17 protein-coding genes and 1 tRNA gene are annotated in these 15,735 nt (G+C 31.2%); 5 read left to right on the top strand and 13 right to left on the bottom strand.

From position 1 onward, the window contains the following. Positions 1-24: 24 nt before the first annotated feature. From gpmI to ftsE, 7 genes are all read right to left on the bottom strand, one after another. Positions 25-1,542: a 2,3-bisphosphoglycerate-independent phosphoglycerate mutase gene (gene gpmI / locus ACZYT4_RS00655; RefSeq protein WP_463781683.1), complete on the bottom strand. Its 1,518-nt coding sequence runs from the start codon at positions 1,540-1,542 to the stop codon at positions 25-27. Positions 1,543-1,623: 81 nt separating this feature from the next. Next, positions 1,624-1,806 (bottom strand): hypothetical protein, encoded by a 183-nt coding sequence (locus ACZYT4_RS00650; RefSeq protein WP_463781682.1) that lies wholly within the window; start codon positions 1,804-1,806, stop codon positions 1,624-1,626. A 29-nt stretch (positions 1,807-1,835) separates the two neighbouring features. Next, complete coding sequence (locus ACZYT4_RS00645; RefSeq protein ID WP_463781681.1) at positions 1,836-2,237, bottom strand: hypothetical protein; 402 nt, start codon at positions 2,235-2,237, stop codon at positions 1,836-1,838. 60 nt (positions 2,238-2,297) lie between these two features. Further along, positions 2,298-2,864 carry a CDP-alcohol phosphatidyltransferase family protein gene (locus ACZYT4_RS00640; protein ID WP_463781680.1) on the bottom strand — a complete coding sequence of 189 codons (567 nt, stop codon included), beginning with the start codon at positions 2,862-2,864 and terminating at the stop codon, positions 2,298-2,300. 65 nt (positions 2,865-2,929) lie between these two features. Beyond that, positions 2,930-3,433 (bottom strand): AAA family ATPase, encoded by a 504-nt coding sequence (locus ACZYT4_RS00635; protein WP_463781679.1) that lies wholly within the window; start codon positions 3,431-3,433, stop codon positions 2,930-2,932. Positions 3,434-3,474: 41 nt separating this feature from the next. Next, positions 3,475-4,380 carry a permease-like cell division protein FtsX gene (gene ftsX / locus ACZYT4_RS00630; protein WP_463781678.1) on the bottom strand — a complete coding sequence of 302 codons (906 nt, stop codon included), beginning with the start codon at positions 4,378-4,380 and terminating at the stop codon, positions 3,475-3,477. After that, positions 4,367-5,059, bottom strand: coding sequence for a cell division ATP-binding protein FtsE (gene ftsE / locus ACZYT4_RS00625; RefSeq protein WP_463781677.1), 693 nt, complete (start codon positions 5,057-5,059; stop codon positions 4,367-4,369). Before ftsE ends, ftsX begins: the two co-directional genes overlap by 14 nt. A gap of 159 nt (positions 5,060-5,218) precedes the next feature. Here ftsE and ACZYT4_RS00620 point away from each other — a divergent pair, with 159 nt between their 5' ends. Further along, positions 5,219-5,410, top strand: coding sequence for a hypothetical protein (locus ACZYT4_RS00620; protein WP_463781676.1), 192 nt, complete (start codon positions 5,219-5,221; stop codon positions 5,408-5,410). Between the two features lie 77 nt (positions 5,411-5,487). Beyond that, on the top strand, positions 5,488-7,320 hold the full coding sequence (asnB, locus tag ACZYT4_RS00615) for an asparagine synthase (glutamine-hydrolyzing) (protein ID WP_463781675.1): 1,833 nt from the start codon (positions 5,488-5,490) through the stop codon (positions 7,318-7,320). Here asnB and ACZYT4_RS00610 read toward each other — a convergent pair. Both ACZYT4_RS00610 and ACZYT4_RS00605 read right to left on the bottom strand, forming a co-directional pair. Further along, on the bottom strand, positions 7,317-8,186 hold the full coding sequence (locus ACZYT4_RS00610) for a diacylglycerol/lipid kinase family protein (RefSeq protein ID WP_463781674.1): 870 nt from the start codon (positions 8,184-8,186) through the stop codon (positions 7,317-7,319). The genes asnB and ACZYT4_RS00610 overlap by 4 nt on opposite strands. Then, positions 8,183-9,121 (bottom strand): TRM11 family SAM-dependent methyltransferase, encoded by a 939-nt coding sequence (locus tag ACZYT4_RS00605; protein ID WP_463781673.1) that lies wholly within the window; start codon positions 9,119-9,121, stop codon positions 8,183-8,185. The genes ACZYT4_RS00610 and ACZYT4_RS00605 overlap by 4 nt, the downstream gene beginning before the upstream one ends. A 90-nt stretch (positions 9,122-9,211) precedes the next feature. Between ACZYT4_RS00605 and ACZYT4_RS00600 the strand changes: the two genes are divergently transcribed. Both ACZYT4_RS00600 and ACZYT4_RS00595 read left to right on the top strand, forming a co-directional pair. After that, positions 9,212-10,426 carry an O-antigen ligase family protein gene (locus ACZYT4_RS00600; RefSeq protein ID WP_463781672.1) on the top strand — a complete coding sequence of 405 codons (1,215 nt, stop codon included), beginning with the start codon at positions 9,212-9,214 and terminating at the stop codon, positions 10,424-10,426. Positions 10,427-10,827: 401 nt separating this feature from the next. After that, a complete protein-coding gene (locus tag ACZYT4_RS00595) occupies positions 10,828-11,667 on the top strand; it encodes a MerR family transcriptional regulator (protein WP_463781671.1) in 840 nt (279 codons plus the stop codon). Positions 11,668-11,684: 17 nt separating this feature from the next. Here the strand turns inward: ACZYT4_RS00595 and ACZYT4_RS00590 are convergent, their stop codons facing one another. The 4 genes from ACZYT4_RS00590 to ACZYT4_RS00575 all read right to left on the bottom strand — a co-directional run bounded on the left by ACZYT4_RS00590 (position 11,685) and on the right by ACZYT4_RS00575 (position 14,230). Beyond that, entirely contained in the window at positions 11,685-12,527 is an 843-nt protein-coding gene (locus ACZYT4_RS00590; RefSeq protein ID WP_463781670.1) for an HAD family hydrolase, read from the bottom strand. Positions 12,528-12,551: 24 nt separating this feature from the next. Next, positions 12,552-13,421 carry a YitT family protein gene (locus tag ACZYT4_RS00585; protein ID WP_463781669.1) on the bottom strand — a complete coding sequence of 290 codons (870 nt, stop codon included), beginning with the start codon at positions 13,419-13,421 and terminating at the stop codon, positions 12,552-12,554. A 104-nt stretch (positions 13,422-13,525) separates the two neighbouring features. After that, positions 13,526-13,602, bottom strand: a tRNA-Thr gene (locus ACZYT4_RS00580). Between the two features lie 40 nt (positions 13,603-13,642). Beyond that, positions 13,643-14,230 carry an ECF transporter S component gene (locus ACZYT4_RS00575; protein WP_463781668.1) on the bottom strand — a complete coding sequence of 196 codons (588 nt, stop codon included), beginning with the start codon at positions 14,228-14,230 and terminating at the stop codon, positions 13,643-13,645. Positions 14,231-14,347: 117 nt separating this feature from the next. On the opposite strand from ACZYT4_RS00575, the gene pdxR reads away from it, so the two are divergent. Beyond that, the gene (pdxR, locus tag ACZYT4_RS00570; protein WP_463781667.1) at positions 14,348-15,727 is read left to right on the top strand and encodes a MocR-like pyridoxine biosynthesis transcription factor PdxR; all 1,380 of its coding nucleotides are present in this window, start codon (positions 14,348-14,350) and stop codon (positions 15,725-15,727) included. Positions 15,728-15,735 lie beyond the last annotated feature (8 nt).

Below are 15,735 nucleotides of genomic sequence, written 5' to 3'. Positions count from 1 at the left end.
AATGTTACTTTCTTCATATAATTATTATTTTAAAAGACTTTCTCCTGTCATTTCTTTAGGAATTGGTAATCCTAATAATTGTAAGATTGTTGGAGCTAAATCTCCTAATTTTCCACCTTCTTTTAATTCTAAATGTGTATTTGTAAGAATTAAAGGTACAGGATTTGTTGTATGTGCTGTAAATGGATTTCCATCTTCATCCAATAATTTTTCACTGTTTCCATGGTCAGCAGTGATTAACATTGTCCCACCAAGTTCAAGAACTTTTTCATAAACTTCACCAACACATTCATCAACAACACTGACTGCTTTGATAGCTGCTGGAATAATTCCAGTATGTCCAACCATATCACAGTTTGCAAAGTTGACAATTACAACATCATAAATATCTTTATCTAATTCAGCAATCAATGCATCTTTCACTTCATATGCACTCATTTCTGGTTGTAAATCGTAAGTTGCAACTTTTGGTGAATTAATTAAAACACGAGTTGCTCCTTCAATTTCTTTATCAACACCACCATCCATAAAGAATGTAACGTGAGCATATTTTTCAGTTTCAGCAATTCTTAATTGTTTTAATCCTTGAGCTGATAAATAATCACCTAAAGTATTAGATAAATCTAATGAATGAAATGCGATATCTCCATTAACAGTATCAGCATATCTCATCATACAAACAAAGTGAATATTTTTTGGTTTATCAGCTGGTTTGAAATCATCATAAACATCAGCAGTGAAAACATTAGACATTTGAATTGCTCTATCTGGTCTAAAGTTTGCAAAGATAATCGCATCATTATCTTCGATTGCTCCATTTGTATCTGGATTATATCCAGGAATGACGAATTCATCATATACTTCTTTCGCATATGAATCTTTGACATATTGAACTGGATCACTATATGTTTCACCAGATTTTCCAATTAATGCATTATAAGCTAACTCAATACGATCCATTCTCTTATCTCTGTCCATAGCATAATATCTACCAGAAATAGAAGCAATCTGTCCAACACCGATTTCATTCATCTGATCTTGTAATTCTTTTACAAAATCTGCTCCACTATCAGGTGCCACATCTCTACCATCTAAGAAAGCATGAACGTAAACTTTTTCTAATCCCTGATCTTTAGCAAGTTTTAATAATGCGTAAATATGTTCATTTGAAGAGTGTACCCCACCATTTGATAACAATCCCCAAATATGTAATTTTGAATTATGATCTTTAGCATGTTGAATAGCTTTTAAGAAAGCTTCATTGGTAAAGAAAGTTCCATCTTCAACAGCTTTATTAATTAATGTTAATGATTGATAAACAATTCTTCCAGCACCAATATTTAAATGTCCAACTTCACTATTTCCCATTTGTCCTTCAGGTAATCCAACAGCATTTCCACAAGCTTTTAAAGTTGTTGTTGGATACATAGCCATCAAATCATCTAAATTAGGTGTATTTGCTAATTTAACAGCATTTCCATCAACACGATCTGTTAAACCATACCCATCTAAAATACATAAAACTATAGGTCTCTTTTTCATTTTCTCTATACCTCCATACGCGTTCATTATACAAAATTTATCATAAAAAATAAAGTTATAAATACATTTTATAAGCTATTTCTACTTTCTTTTTCTTGGCATTGAAATCAGATAAATCCCGACAAAGCTAATGATTAATGGCCAGTAGGCTCTGATGCTTGTTTCAATCTGTTTTAAAAACTCATTTTGCTGTCCATTTTGATTAATTGTCAACAAGACTCCCAACATCATCAGAATAATGCCTATATTCCTTTTTATATCCATGTTTATCACCATGAATATTCTAACATCCCCTATTTACGAACTTTGTCACTATCAAGAATAGAATGACAAAAACGCAATAAGCCTTTTAAATCAATCGGTTCTCTTCCTTTTTGTGAATAAACAATGACTTCAAAACGATTAAATTCAAAACGATTAGAATGAATAATGCTATTCATATCTTTACGTAGCTCTGAGGGTGTCACAATCATTAAATTCTCAGACATCTTCCTTAATAATATACATAATGTCGCCAATGACAATTCTAAATCCAAGGTTGCTTTCGTGCGATCATGTGTCAGAATATAAGAATCAAAGACTCCTTTTTGATTCTCAATTTGATTAAAACGATTTAAAATCATTTCAACTCCAACAACATTATCCTCCAATGCTTCTAAATAACATAAACGCTTTAAATCTCTCTTGCTTCCCATAATATCTCACCTTAATTTCATTATACATGAAATCCATATCTTTGTACAAAAAAAGTCAGCTTACACTGACTCATCTTCATGATATAAACAATATAATCCTCGACCATAATAAATCATCGCAATAATCATTAAAACCAAAGTTGAATAAATGAAAATTGATGAAATCATTGTATGAGGAATATAGAAAGCCACCAGCAAAATAGAAACGACAAAAAATACTGCTGTCGCAATCTTACCAGGCATTTCAGCCTGAGCTAAATGTTTCCCTGTTTTATGATAAACATAATATCCACCAAACAACAGCATACCATCTTTTAATAAAATGATAATGACCAGCCAAATATATGGTCGATAAGTATACATCAATGTACAGGCCACCACAAATTGTGTTAACTTATCAGCCACAGGATCAATCAGTTTTCCAAGTTCGGTAATCATATGACATTTTCTGGCAATCAATCCATCAAAGAAATCACTTAAACTGGAAAGAATCAATATCCCTGCTGCTGCCATATGACCCTGTTGTGTTTCTGCGTTAAAATATGTATATAAAAATACTGGTACTAATATTATTCGAAAATAACATAATATATTTGGAATGCTAAAAATTTCTTTTTTTGTAAACATCATATGTCCCTGCCTTTTTTATAATCCTTATTATAAGGAAAATAAATAATGAAGTCAAACGTATGTTATGATTGAATATATTGAATAATCTCCTGAATAATTTCTTTTTGACTTTTATGAGAAATATCAATGTGATGTGTCATCAGCTGATGATAATGTTGCATACGTTCCATACTTCTTTCTATAACACTTTCATCTCTCAACCCTAAAGCAATATCTTTTTCCAAATGCTCTTTCAACGTTTTCTCATCACAAATCAGAGAAATGGGATATACCTGACAATCCTGAAGGTCTAAGCGAGAACAGATTTCATCAATAATGGACTGTTCATGCATCACCCAGCAGAAAATCACATTTTGAATCACTGAACAATTCAAAAAAGATTGCAGCTGATAAACAATATGATTCATCACCATTGTTTTTGTTTCCTCATTAACAACAAATGGATGCATATCCCAACACCAGTCTCCATCCAGCATCACACTTTCATTCAATTCTTTTTTAAGAAGGGAACTCATAGTTGTTTTCCCAACGCCCATCGTTCCACCAATCATGATAAGTTTCTTCATTTGACCCTCCAAAAAAAGCCTTAGGAAAAATCCCAAAGCTCTTAAAATTTCAAAAATTTTCTAACTGAAACAAAACTTCCAATCAATCCAACACCACATCCTAAGGCAACCATAATTCCTGAACATTGCCAAATAAATGGGAATGGTTCACGTAATGATAACATGCCAGGCAATAAATCTACTGCTCCACTATAAAGCCAAGTATATCCAAAGTAGATAACCAAAATAGGAATAAGAGATCCTAAAAGTCCAATGAAAATACCTTCTAACATATATGGTAAACGGATATACCAGTTACTAGCTCCAACCATACGCATAATACCGATTTCTGTTTGACGAGAAGTAATTGTCATTTTAATAGTATTCGCAATCATAAATAAAGCAATAATCGTTAATCCAACAACAAATATAGCACCGCCATTTCGAATCGTTTCTAAACTATTCACCAAGGCATGTGTAGATTCTCCACCAGATGTTGCCTGATTGACATGATCTAGTGTACTGATTTGTTCAGTAACAGCATCAATCTGTTGTGCATCGTTCACTTCTACAACATAAGCAGCACCTAAAGGATTGTTTTCACGATAACTTTCAAATAAAGCTTTACCATCTTCATCCTGCATTTCAATCAGTTTATCTAATTCTTCTTCTTTTGATGAAAAAGTCGCTGTCTTGACACCATCAATCGCTTCAATTTCAGGCAAGAGTTTTTGAGCTTCTTCATCACTGATTTCACGATCCATTTGAACATAAATTGTCAAACTATCTTCAATACTATATGTCATATCCTGAATATTAATTGCAATAACTCCAATCACTGAAATCAACAATAAAGTAATCGTTACAGCAAAAATAGAAGAAACGGACATAACCCCATTTCGCCAGATATTCTGAAAAGCTGTTTTACAATGTTTCGGTAAGTTTCTTATACAACTAATGAATTCCATCAACATAACCTCCTACACTTGTGTCCGTTTTGATACAACCATCTTCAATCAAGATTGTTCTTTTCTTATGTTTCTGTACAATTTCTTTATCATGAGTAACAACCAGAATCGTTGTATGATTGACTTCATTAATTCTTTCTAGTAAAGCAATGATTTCATTAGAAGTATCAGGATCAAGATTTCCTGTTGGTTCATCTGCAATCAAAACTTTAGGACTATTGACAATGGCTCTGGCAATCGCAACACGCTGCTGTTGACCACCTGACAATTCATGTGGGAAAGCATTGGCTTTATCTTCCAGACCAACAAGTTCCAGAGTTCTTCTAACTTTTTTACGAATCTGTACTTTCGGTGTATCAGTAACTTCTAATGTAAAAGCGACATTTTCAAAAACTGTTTTCTTTGGTAACAATCTAAAGTTTTGGAAAACAACACCAATATTTCTTCTAAAATAGGGAACTTTTCTGTTTTTGATTTTTGAAACATCCTGTCCTGCCACAATCACTTTTCCAGAGCTTGCTTTTTCTTCACGGTATAACAACTTAATAAAAGTTGATTTCCCTGCGCCTGTAGGTCCTATGACATAAACAAATTCTCCTTCTCCAATATCTATATTCATATTATTAACAGCTCTTACGCCGGTTTTATAAACTTTGGTTACATTTTCAAGTTTTATCATCTTATCACGCTCCTCGACATATTATAACATATATTTTACTGAAAAAAATGGGAAATAATGGTTTTCTTATAAAATCGTTTTTTAAAAACTTTTTATTCTCTTCGTTTTCTCTTTGTTTTCCATTTAAAATTCGCTATAATAAAGAGAGAGGTGGTATACATGAGAAAATGTCCAAGATGTCATAGTGAAATGAAAGAAGATTGCTATATCAAGGATACAGCACAACCAATCAGTGATTTTGTGATTATTGAAAAGAATGAAAATTTAAAAAAGAAAGAACATTCATTAAAAGCTGCATTATGTAAGTCATGTGGTTATGTGGAATTATATGTAGATATCAAAGAGGATTAACTCCTCTTTTTCTATACTTTTTTATTTTTTTATGATAAAAAGCATGATATAATGCATTCACGAAGGAAGTGATTAAAATGTGTGGAATTGTTGGATTCGCACCAACTCATAAAAATGCTAGTGAAATATTAAAAAAGATGATGGATCGTATTGCTCATAGAGGTCCTGATGGTGAAGGTCAGTTCATTGATGAATATGTAGCTTTAGGTCATCGTCGTTTATCTATTATAGATTTAGCTGGTGGTCAGCAACCAATGCACTCTGATCATCTGGTGATTGTTTTTAATGGTGAAATATATAATTATTTGGAATTAAAAAAAGATTTAGAAGCAAAAGGACATGTTTTTCAAACACATAGTGATACTGAAGTCATCTTACATGGTTTTAAAGAATATCATTATGAAGTTGTGAATTATTTAAGAGGAATGTTTGCTTTTGCTTTATATGATACAAAAACACATGAATTATTCTGTGCTAGAGATCATTATGGTATTAAACCTTTTTATTACTATAATAATCCTGAACACTTCTTATTTGCCAGTGAAATCAAAGGTTTTCTTGATCATCCCGATTTTCAAAAGGAATTAAACACTGATGTTTTAGATATTTATTTAAAGATGAATTATGTCGCTGGAGAAGATACATTCTTTAAAAATGTCAAACAATTATTACCTGGTCATTATTTAATCTATAAAGATCAGAAAATCCAAATCCAACGTTATTACAACATTGAATTCAAGGATCAATATAAAACTGATCAGGAAATGATTCAAGCCATTGATCAGATTATGAAAGATTCTATTCAACACCATTTGATTGCTGATGTAGAAGTTGGATCATTCTTAAGTAGTGGTATTGATTCTTCATATCTTGTTTCTCTTGCCAGACCACAACATACATATACGGTTGGATATAATGATGAAAGATATAATGAAATCAATTATGCTAAAGACTTAACACAACAATTAGGTATTGAAAACAAAAGTAAGATTATTACCAAAGAAGAATATTTAGAAGTTTTACCAAAGATTATGTATCATTTGGATGAACCAACTGCTGATCCAGCAGCTGTCGCTTTATATTTTGTCAGTCAGCTTGCCAGTCAGGATGTGAAAGTTGTGTTATCAGGTGAAGGTGCTGATGAATTCTTTGGTGGTTATAATACTTATCGTGGTGATATCGATAGTGGTTTCTATGGAAAACTGCCATTTGCCCTAAGACACTTGATTGCCTCTATCTGTAAACACCTTCCTACTTTTAAAGGTGTTCCATTCCTGATTAGAAATGGTGAACGTATTGAAGATTATTATGTTGGGGTGAACCCTGTCTTCTCTGATAATGACTGTAAACATTTATTAAAAGATACAAGTCATTTACATAGTCATAAAGATATTGTTGGAAATGTCTTTGATCATGTGAAGAATGCAACAAACATTCAAAAACGTCAAGCTTTTGATTTACAGACATGGTTTATCAAAGATATCCTTCAAAAAGGTGATAAGATGACAATGGCTCACTCTATCGAAAGCCGTGTTCCTTTTACTGATAAAGAAGTTTTTAAAGTTGCCAGTCAATTAAAAGATAACCAAAAAGTCACAAAAGAAAATACAAAAGTCTTATTAAGACAGGCTGCTAAAAAAGTCATTCCTAATGAAGCGTATAAGAAAAAGAAACTAGGTTTCCCAGTTCCTTTACGTGAATGGATGCGTGAAGATGATCTTTATCAAAAAGTATCTGAAGGATTACAGACACCTATTATCAAACAATTATTTGATCACCAAAAATTATTAGAAATGTTAGAAGACCATAAAAATCATAAACATGACTATTATAAAAAAATATGGACTGTTTATTGTTTCTCTTTATGGCACCAAGTTTTCTTTGCGGAAGAATATGAAAATCAAGCCTAGGCTTGATTTTTTTCATAGATGATTAAGTTTAATGATTGAGGCACAACTTGAAAATGATATTCTTCTGCCTTCATCTCTTCGCCATCCATATTACAGCTTTGTTGACAATAAACTGTCGCTTCTTTGACTTTATAATAATGAACTTCATGACGTTTATGCAATTGATGTGATAAAAGATAAGTCACTAAATAAGGAATTTTGATTTTAGATACAGGATCTACAATACAGATATCTAAATATCCATCTTGAATATTGGCCTGTGGAACAATCTGGAATCCCCCACCATAATATTGGGCATTATTGAATGTACATAATGTGACCTTTCCTTGATAAAGGCATTGCCCTTGAGACATCACTTTCACAACATGTTGATGATAACGAAAAACCTGCTGTAAAACAGAAATTAGATAACTTTGTGATTCAGGAATAAAAGGAATATCTGGTGTATCATGAACTTTATTAGCAATGACGCTATCCAAACCAAAACATGCTGCATTCAAATAATAATATTCATTCAATTGAATCGTATCTACTTTTTGACTGTGTTGATTTAATGATTGGATAAGCAATTTGCGAAGGTCTTTTTCTTTTGTCATGCTTCTACAAAAATCATTGCCTGTTCCATAAGGTAAAATAACCAACTCATGATCACTATGTACCAATGCCTGCAACAAACCATTGATCGTTCCATCTCCTCCAACTGCATAAAAACGAGATGGTTTGAAACATTGACGAATATATTTTTGACTATCAAGCATAGATGTTGTATAGATGATTTCATATTGATAATCTTTCATGACTTCATGAATCATCTCTTCTAAGTCATGATGTTTTTTTGTATCATGCATCATAAAAATATGTTTCATTTTTCCTTCTCCTGTACACAATGTGTGATATATCTTTGAAAACTTCCTTTTTGAATCATTGCCTGATCTTTGATTTGATATTCTACTGTTTTCAGTTCTTTATCCATTAAACGATGTGACACCAGCACCAGTTCACTAGCAAGTTCTCTTGTTTTTTCCAGCAGTTCCACTTGTTGCTGATGTGTGAAAGGACTATAAACACCATAAGGAATATCTAAAATACAAACATCATAGCTTTCTTCAATTGTTTTCATATCTTTCTTTTGAATCAATAGTGGATCATAGCCATAATGCTCAAGATTTAAACGAGCCTGATAGGCCACATAACGATTCATATCATAACCAACAATATTGGTTCCCATGCCCAGTCCTTCTAAAACAACTGTACCAATCCCACAGCAGGGATCAACAATACGTTTAGATAAACCTAAACCTAATGCAATATTCACAACTGCTCTGGCATCTCTTAAAGCTAAGGAATGTGAGTAGGAATATGGCTTATCATAGTGCTTGTTCCAACACATATCATTTTCATAAATCCCAAAGTACCATATATCCTTTAACTTTGTTATTGCAAACACTGTCTTTGGATGATGCATATTAACAGAACCAGCAATTGGTAAAGCAATCTGTTTACATTTATCAATTGATTCCTGGTAAGGAACATGAGTGATTTCATTTTTTAAATAAATCACCTTAAAATCATAGTAGCAATAATCTTGCTGTCTTACAAAATCAACAAGTTCTAAAAAAGAAGAACTTTGATAAAATATTGTTAACTTTCCACGTATATAAGCACTTCTGGTGTAATCAAAATCTTGTGTTGTCAAATAATACTTATCAGTCATTTCTTGATGAAAGATATGTCGAAATTCCATTTCACATAAGTCTTTTTCGTGGGGTGAATAATTATAAATATATAAATAATTGTACATGGTTTCCTCATTTCTTACATTTTTGTTATCTTGATTATTTATAGTATACATAAATTTAGAAATGTTGTAAAATAGAGATACGTTTGGGAGGTGTTTTTTATTTTTGGGATTCAGTATTTAAAAACACATTTTACACATCATCAAAGGTATATCATTGTAGCTATCTTTTCAATGTTTTTGCCTTTTTATATGTGTGGAGGAATTTTAATTTTTTTAACACTTCGTTTATTATGGAAAGGTGAAATTCAAGAAGCTTATAAACAAATTCCTCAAAGTCGTTTTATTATTTATTTTTGTTTATTAAGCGCTATTGTTTCCTTGTTTTATCAAAACTATTATGGTTTTGTTTGTAGTATTGGGATTTTGGTGATCTTATCTTTTGTCTTGTATTATCGTATTCATATTGATTCACGATTATTTGAATACATCTCAAATTGTATTATTGTTTTAAGTATTTTTGCAGCTTTATATGCTTTGATTGAATATATTGGTGTTTTGAATTCCTATGATATTGATCAGTTTGAAATCCTTATTTTCAATCGCCCTCAAGATCGTATTAATTCTGTTTTTTTCAATGCCAATTATTATGCAATGATGATTGAATTCTTTGTCTGTATGACTTTTTATAAAATATTAAAAATTCGAAATATAAAATTAGAATGGAAAAAATTTTTATATTATATTGCAGTTATTGGATTAAATTTATTTGTCTTATTGTTAACAGGATGTCGTACAGCATGGCCTGCTTTAGCGGGTGGTATATTAATTATGCTGATTGTTGATAAACATTATAAAACATGTGGAACTATTTTAGCATTAGTCATTTGTATATGTATTTATTTCTTGTTTAACCCTTCAAAGTTCCCACGTGTTGATAATATTATTGATTATTTTATGACCCGTGCTAATATCTGGGATGTTGCTATTCAAAATATTATTACACATCCTTTATTTGGAGAAGGGCCTATGACATATATGCATATTTATCCATTATATCATGGACATCCAACTGAACATGCTCATAGCATTTATTTGGATCCACTGCTATGCTTTGGAATCATTGGTATTTTAACAATTCTACCTTATATTTATTCTAATATTAAACAGCTTTATCATTTATGGAAACTTAAAATTGATAAAACTTTAGTCGCTTTGATTGTTTCCTTTACAGTTATGATTTTCATACATGGCTTATTGGATTATACAATCTTCTTTGTTCAAACAGGTTTTCTATATCTATTAATAGCAAGTTCTTTTGATGTTCATAAACATACTTTAAAATCTTATAAGAGCCTACGTCAGTAGGTTTTTTTATGTTATAAAAAAATCTAATATATACGCAAATGATTCTGGTATTCTTTAAACCCTGAAGAAAAATTTCAACGTTATAAACATTTTTAAAGAAAAGCTAAGCATAAAAATATTATCGAAAGACTTTATAACCATTTTTATGATTGTTTTTCTAACATAATCCTTCATAATACAATTGAATGTCAATATCATTATTTTATACTCTTTTACATCTGCATCTTTGTTCTATATAGAAGTTTGTATTCAGGAACTTTTTCATTTTATATGGAATAAAAAAGATTTTTTTCATAAAAATATTGACTTGTGTCTTAGACCATAGTTTATATTAAAAGTAGAAGATAAGATTGCACACAAAACAATAATAACATTTATCAAATGAGGAAAGGAAAATGTTTATGAAAACAAATGATATTCAAAAGAAAACAGTTATTACACGTGATGCTTTAAGATATTATGAAAAAGAAGGTTTAATTCATCCTATTAAAGAAGATAATGGTTATAGAAATTATAGTGAAAAAGATTTAGAAACAATTATGTTAATTCAGGAATATCGCAAAATGGACATTTCAATTGCAGATATTAAAAATATTTTAGCAGGAGAACTATCTATTTATGATTGTCTAAAAAATAAAGAAAAATATATTCAAGCTAAAATGAAAGAACTTGATCAGCAGCTTCAATTAATTCAAAACATGACTTCAAGAAAAAAGTTAGATTTTATATATCAATCCCAAAACACAAATGAAGCATGCCTTCTCTTTTTAGATGATTGTATCAAAATAGTACCACACAACGAAACCATTCCCTATAACCAGATTCTTCGTATAAAACTTAGATTATGTTCAAGATTATATAATCAAATTTCTGACAACTTTATAACTTATGGATTTATTGGATTATTTGGTATAAGAGGAATAGGATTATCAAATAAATATTCAATCAATATAGATATTATAACAAAGCATAATACTTATCAATTTGAAAGCACAACTATATTAAAGTCATCTTTCTCACAATTTATTGATATTTTTCATTTATTACAAAATCAAGATATTCCTATTGATGATGCAATCAATCTCATATCAATATTTGATACAAAGAAGAATTATTATGAATTTTCTAAATATATAGATTATCATATTAAACAATGGGAAAAAGATCATCTTATAGATAGTCCAGAAGGATATGAAATAGATGAATTAATTCATAAAACACAAGAAAAAACAAAACCATAGAAAAAGATCTATGGTTTTTAAAATAATCCTAAACGTTTTAATTCATGATAGATACCATCATCCTGTACACTTTCACAGATAACATCAGCATGATCTTTCAATTCCTGAGAAGCATTGCCCATAGCCACACCAATCTCACAAGTTTTGATCATTTCATAATCATTCATGCTATCACCAAAGCCAATCGTTTGAGATAAAGGCATATCGAGATATTCACATACTTTTTCAACAGCTGTTCCTTTATCTGTTCCTTTGATAATGATTTCTCCATTGATAACATCCTTTGAAAAGATTTCATGAATGATAAAATGGAATTTATCTTGTAAAACCTTTTTAGGTTCTTCAAGATTTTTTTCATCTTCTGTCACAAAACATATTTTTTGTACAGGGATGGGATGTTCATCATATTCTTTTAATGGATGGATATTAAAATGTTCTTTCTGCTCATTTAATAGTCTCTGTAACTCTGAGTTGAAATTCTCTCCATCCTTAACACGATGTCTGACAAATTCATAATTCATCTTTTCATCCTGAAAAGTCATATAATTTGTTTCCAAATTATAAAGCACATGATTTCTATCAAAAACATCTCTCGCAAGTTGAATATCCTCTTCATCAAGGCTTGATTCAAAAATCTTTTGGCCTTGAACTTCAATATATCCTCCTGCACTACAAATCAATCCATCAAATCCGATTGAAAATAACGGTCTTGCACCTGCATAACTTCGACCCGTACATAGAAAAACAAGATGTCCCTGTTTTCTCACCAATTGAATAGCCTTTTCAACTCTTGGCGAAACGTCTCCACTAGGTAATGTCAACGTTCCATCTACATCTAAAAAAATAATCTTCTTTTCCATACTGTCACCCCTTTAAAAAACTGTTTATAAACGTTTCTCAAAATGTCCATCCACCGACATACCTTCAAAAAAGATTGTAAAAGCTTGTGGATCGACACTCTTAATAATGTGTTTAAGCTGATTAATTTCATATTTACTAATAACACTGACCATCACATATGTATCCTCTTTTGTATAGGCACCTTTTCCCTGCCAGAACGTCATACCTCTACCCATTTCAGATAAAACCTTATTTTGAATATCTAAGTGTTTTGTAAAAATAATACATGTCACATTAATATTCTGATAATGTGTCTTATCAAGAACCAGAGTAAAACATGCTGTATAAATAGCAGAATAAATCGCTATTTCTAAACGAAATAAAATTGCACAAATGACATAAATACATAAGTTAATCAACAAAGATAGCTTCCCAACTGAAAAATGAGGAAGTTTTTTAGTGAAATAAACACCTAATATATCCAAACCTCCACCACTGCCAGAACAACGTAAAGTCAATCCCATACCAAAACCAGTCATCATACCACCAATAATACAATTCGTTAAAATATCATCAATAATAGGTGATACTGGAATCATGATGAAAGTTAGAAAGACTGTCTGTGATAAAACTGACAACAACGTTCTCACAAAAAACTTCTTTGAGATTGTACGATAAGCCAACATAAACAAAGGAATATTAATAAGAAAATTAATAACCCCTGAAATATCTAAATATTGAGATAAATAGCCTCCTGATAACTGATCAAGCAATGTTCTTAAAATCTGTGCAATCCCCAAAACACCATTACTATATAGATTCACTGGCACAACAAACAAATTCACACCTAACGCAAACAAAAACGCGCCGAGTATAATCAAACCATATCGCTTTGCTTCTTCCCTAACTATCATATTTTCACTCCCCATCTTTTCCTATTATACATTTATTAAATCATCTTGAAAATATCTATTTTATTGATCAAAAAGAAAAAACGCCCCAAGGCGTTCTATTCAAATGGTGCCGACAACAGGACTTGAACCTGCAACCTGACCATTACGAGTGGCCTGCTCTACCGATTAGAGCTATGTCGGCATCATGTTATTATTATAATACAAAAAGGAATAGATTTCTACTATTCCTTTGGAGCAATTTTCTTTAAAACACCATTATTCTGTAGTCTTGGCGCAATACTCATATAAATAGCTGAAGCAATGATAATGGCTAAAATAGCATTGACACAAGTTGTTATGGCATTCCATGAAGCCAATGTCATAGCCGCATTTTCTGGAGCACCTAAAATAAATGCTGTATAAAAATATGAAAAGATAGGTTCACCGACAACATTAAATAACATACCTGCCGTTGTTGAAAGAATCACAGCTTTCATTAAGTCTTTTCCTTTTAAATGTTGAATATGAAAAATACGATGAGCAACATATCCAGTTACAATCCCCATTCCTAACTTTAAAATCATTGTCTTAGGTGCAACGACAACATATGTAGGATCCATCAAATCAGCTATCCCCATACCAATCGCACCCGCAGCACCTCCTGGTAATCCACCTAATAATAAAGCTGCCAAAACACAAAAAGTATTTCCTAAATGAAAAGATGTAAATCCTCCAGGTGTTGGTATTTTTACCTGTAAAAACATAAATGATATATAACAAAGACCAGCCATCAACCCCACTATCACGATTTTTAAAATTTTCTTATTCATATAAATCCCTTCCTTATGATTTATAAGTATAAAATACTATTGGTCATATGAAAATATCCAGTTTTGTATTTTTTTATATAACCAGATTGAGTATAATAATCTCAAGGAGTGAAAAATATGTTAACTTATACATTCAAAGATCAAAATATGCCCATGTACGAGTATTTATATCAATGCATTAAAAATGATATCATTCATCAAAAACTCAAACCACATGAAAAATTACCTTCCAAACGTGCCTTTGCAAAAAATCAGAATGTCAGTCTAATTACTATTGAAAATGCTTATCATCAGCTTTTGATTGAAGGATTTATCTATTCTCAGGAAAGAAAAGGATACTTTGTCAGTGATTTGCATTATCCGCATTATATCAAAAATCATCCTTCTCTTATAACAAAATCAAAACAACCTCACTATCGCATAGACTTAAAATCAAATTCTATATCTCCCACACATTTTCCATTTTCAACATGGTCTAAAATAGCCCGTCAGGTGCTGTCATCTCAATCACCAGAACTCCTTTCTCGTTCCCCAAATCAAGGTTGTGAATCTTTAAGACGTGCTATCTGCTCACATCTCTATGCCTTTTGTGGAATGAATGTCTCTCCTGAACAAGTGATTATTGGTGCTGGGAGCGAATATCTTTACAATTTAGTTATACAGTTACTGGGAAGAGAGCAGATTTATGGCTTAGAAAACCCTGGTCATCATAGCATTTCACAAGTCTATTATATCAATCAGGTGAAATATCATTATATTCCATTAGACCAGCAAGGGATTGATATGTACGCTTTAAAAAAAAGTCAAGCACGCATTGTCCATATCTCTCCTGCACACCATTTTCCAACTGGTATAACCATGCCTATTCGAAGACGCTTAGAATTACTTCAATGGGCCGAAGAGTCACATGGTTATATTATTGAAGATGATTATGATAGTGAATTTCGTATGCGAGGAAAACCACTTTCTCCACTTTTTCAAATTGATCAAAATGAGCATGTTATTTATATGAATACATTTTCTAAAACATTAGCACCATCATTTCGTATCAGCTATATGATTTTACCACCTCACCTTGTTCATATCTTTCAACAGAAATTAGGTTTCTATACTTGCAGTGTCTCAAGTTTTGAACAAATGATTCTTGCTGAATTTATTCAAAAACATCACTTTGAAAAACATATTAATCGTATGCGTAACAATTACAAATCAATCCGTGACGAATTTCTTCTGCAACTTTCACAAAGTCCTCTTTTTCCTCAAATTAGAATAACTGAAGAAAATTCTGGTTTACATTTCCTGCTTCATTTTTCTTTGCCATATAGCGATGAATTGATTTTAAAACGTGCTCAAGATTTAGGAATTAACATGAGCATGCTTTCACAATTTTATGATCATTCTTTTGATTCGCATACCATTGTAATCAACTATTCTGGTCTTTCCATTGAAGACATTCCTTTAGCTGTTCAATTGTTATGTCAATTATTGATCATATAAAAAAGATG

The organism is Massilimicrobiota sp. mt181 (assembly GCF_055420065.1).
This window is presented reverse-complemented; position numbering and strand designations above follow the sequence as displayed.

Bases quoted from the DNA above. Each gene is read 5' to 3' on its own strand.
- gpmI (WP_463781683.1), bottom strand. From the start codon at position 1,542: ATGAAAAAGAGACCTATAGTTTTATGTATTTTAGATGGGTATGGTTTA.
- ACZYT4_RS00650 (WP_463781682.1), bottom strand. From the start codon at position 1,806: ATGGATATAAAAAGGAATATAGGCATTATTCTGATGATGTTGGGAGTC.
- ACZYT4_RS00645 (WP_463781681.1), bottom strand. From the start codon at position 2,237: ATGGGAAGCAAGAGAGATTTAAAGCGTTTATGTTATTTAGAAGCATTG.
- ACZYT4_RS00640 (WP_463781680.1), bottom strand. From the start codon at position 2,864: ATGTTTACAAAAAAAGAAATTTTTAGCATTCCAAATATATTATGTTAT.
- ACZYT4_RS00635 (WP_463781679.1), bottom strand. From the start codon at position 3,433: ATGAAGAAACTTATCATGATTGGTGGAACGATGGGCGTTGGGAAAACA.
- ftsX (WP_463781678.1), bottom strand. From the start codon at position 4,380: ATGGAATTCATTAGTTGTATAAGAAACTTACCGAAACATTGTAAAACA.
- ftsE (WP_463781677.1), bottom strand. From the start codon at position 5,059: ATGATAAAACTTGAAAATGTAACCAAAGTTTATAAAACCGGCGTAAGA.
- ACZYT4_RS00620 (WP_463781676.1), top strand. From the start codon at position 5,219: ATGAGAAAATGTCCAAGATGTCATAGTGAAATGAAAGAAGATTGCTAT.
- asnB (WP_463781675.1), top strand. From the start codon at position 5,488: ATGTGTGGAATTGTTGGATTCGCACCAACTCATAAAAATGCTAGTGAA.
- ACZYT4_RS00610 (WP_463781674.1), bottom strand. From the start codon at position 8,186: ATGAAACATATTTTTATGATGCATGATACAAAAAAACATCATGACTTA.
- ACZYT4_RS00605 (WP_463781673.1), bottom strand. From the start codon at position 9,121: ATGTACAATTATTTATATATTTATAATTATTCACCCCACGAAAAAGAC.
- ACZYT4_RS00595 (WP_463781671.1), top strand. From the start codon at position 10,828: ATGAAAACAAATGATATTCAAAAGAAAACAGTTATTACACGTGATGCT.
- ACZYT4_RS00590 (WP_463781670.1), bottom strand. From the start codon at position 12,527: ATGGAAAAGAAGATTATTTTTTTAGATGTAGATGGAACGTTGACATTA.
- ACZYT4_RS00585 (WP_463781669.1), bottom strand. From the start codon at position 13,421: ATGATAGTTAGGGAAGAAGCAAAGCGATATGGTTTGATTATACTCGGC.
- ACZYT4_RS00575 (WP_463781668.1), bottom strand. From the start codon at position 14,230: ATGAATAAGAAAATTTTAAAAATCGTGATAGTGGGGTTGATGGCTGGT.
- pdxR (WP_463781667.1), top strand. From the start codon at position 14,348: ATGTTAACTTATACATTCAAAGATCAAAATATGCCCATGTACGAGTAT.